The organism is Actinomycetospora sp., from assembly GCF_036497585.1.
In the GTDB taxonomy this organism is placed as follows: domain Bacteria; phylum Actinomycetota; class Actinomycetes; order Mycobacteriales; family Pseudonocardiaceae; genus Actinomycetospora.
The window spans coordinates 1-1,715 of sequence record NZ_DASXJD010000231.1 but is presented as its reverse complement, the minus strand read 5'-3'; the positions used below and the strand labels follow the sequence as shown (position 1 = coordinate 1,715).

The window sequence follows — 1,715 nt, the reverse complement described above, 5'->3', positions numbered from 1 at the left end:
CGGGCCCGCGACTTCGGGTCGGACAGCACGTGGTAGGCCTCGTTGACCTCCTTGAAACGCTCCTCCGCCGCCGGGTCGGAATTGACGTCAGGGTGGTTCGCCCTGGCCAGCCTCCGGTAGGCCTGCTGGAGCTCGTCGGCGTCCGCGTCGCGGGGCACACCGAGGACCTCGTAGTAGTCGCGGGCCATCGGCCTAGCTCTCCGGGGCGCCGGTGACGGTCACCGAGGCGGGGCGCAGCTGCCGGTCAGCGGCGCCGTACCCGGGCCGCAGGACCTCCACCACCCGCCCCGGCACGGTGTCGCCCTCCGGCGCGACGACGGCGACGACCTCGTGGCGGGCGGGGTCGAAGGGCACGCCGGCCTCGTCCTGGCGGGGGTAACCGAGCTGGGACAGCACCGAGAGTGCCTGCTGGTGGATCGCCCGGACGCCCTCGACGATGGCTCCCGGGTCCGCCCCCGCGTGCCGCAGTGCGAGCTCGATGTTGTCCAGCACCGGGAGGAAGGCCCGGGCCACCCGCTCGCGTTCCTCCGCGAGCTCTCTCGACAGCTCACGTCGGTACCACTTGCGCAGGTTGTCCGCGTCGGCGCGTGCCCGGCGCCACCTGTCCTCGAACTCGGCGGCATCGGGGCGTTCCTCCTCGGGTTCCCCCCGTTGCTGGTCCGGTGCCCCGTTGACCGATGCGCCGGGGCCCGGCTGGTCGTGTGGTGGCTGTGCTGTCATGGCGTCGGCTCAGCTGCGATCGAACTCGGCGTCGATCACATCGTCGTCGGCACCCTCGCCCGCCGCCCCTGACCGCCCGTCGGCGGAGGCACCCACGCCCGAACTGCCGGTGGATACCGCTCGCAGGCCCTCGAGGACGCCCTGGAGTTCTGAGGTCAGCTCGCGAACCCGCTCCACCGGAGCCTGGTCCGTGACTGCCTGCCGAGCGTCGGCCACCAGCATCTCGGCGCGCGCCCGCTCGTGCGAGGGGGCCGCCTCACCAAGCTCGTCGAGTCGCCGTTGCACCTGGTAGGCGAGGGTGTCGAGCTCGTTGCGCGCGTCGATCTCCCGGCGCAGCGTCTGGTCGACGGACCGGTTGCGTTCGGCTTCGTCGATCATCCGATTGACCTCGGACTGGTCAAGGTTCGACGTCTCGGAGATCGTGATGCCCTGTTGCGCGCCGGTGTCCTTGTCGCGCGCGGTGACGTTGAGGATCCCGTTGGCGTCGACGTCCAGGGTCACCTCCACCTGCGGTTCGCCCCGCGGCGCGGGACGGATGTCGGTGAGCTGGAAGCGGCCCAGCACACGGTTGTCGGCGGCACGCTCGCGCTCGCCCTGCAGGACGACGACATCCACCGCGGGCTGGTTGTCCGCCGCGGTGGAGAACGTCTCGCTGCGCCGGACCGGGATCGTGGTATTCCGTTCGACGATCCGGGTCATGACCCCGCCCTGCGTCTCCACGCCCAACGACAGCGGCGTGACGTCGAGCAGCAGCACGTCCGAGACGTCGCCCTTGAGTACCCCGGCCTGAATGCCCGCGCCGACGGCGACCACTTCGTCCGGGTTGACGGTCATGTTGGGGTCGGTCCCGCCGGTCAGGCGGCGTACCAGGTTCTGCACGGCCGGAATCCGGGTGGATCCACCGACCAGGATGACCTCGTCGATGTCGTTGGCGCCGACCTTCGCATCGGCTATCGCCTGCTTCACCGGCCCCGTCGTCCGCTCGACCAGGTCCG

At 71.1% G+C, this 1,715-nt stretch carries 3 protein-coding genes; all 3 read right to left on the bottom strand.

Annotated elements, in window-relative coordinates; genetic code table 11:
* Nucleotides 1-188 (bottom strand): DnaJ domain-containing protein (locus VGH76_RS24495; RefSeq protein WP_331559365.1); only part of this gene is annotated, 188 nt, incomplete at its 3' end.
* Between the two features lie 4 nt (nucleotides 189-192).
* Nucleotides 193-720, bottom strand: a complete 528-nt coding sequence (locus VGH76_RS24490) for a nucleotide exchange factor GrpE (RefSeq protein WP_331559364.1) — start codon at nucleotides 718-720, stop codon at nucleotides 193-195.
* Between the two features lie 9 nt (nucleotides 721-729).
* Nucleotides 730-1,715, bottom strand: a 986-nt coding sequence (locus tag VGH76_RS24485; protein ID WP_331559363.1) for an Hsp70 family protein, incomplete at its 5' end; no start/stop codon positions are given.

Excerpts from the sequence above, each read along its gene's own strand:
- VGH76_RS24490 (WP_331559364.1), bottom strand. The coding sequence starts at position 720 with ATGACAGCACAGCCACCACACGACCAGCCGGGCCCCGGCGCATCGGTC.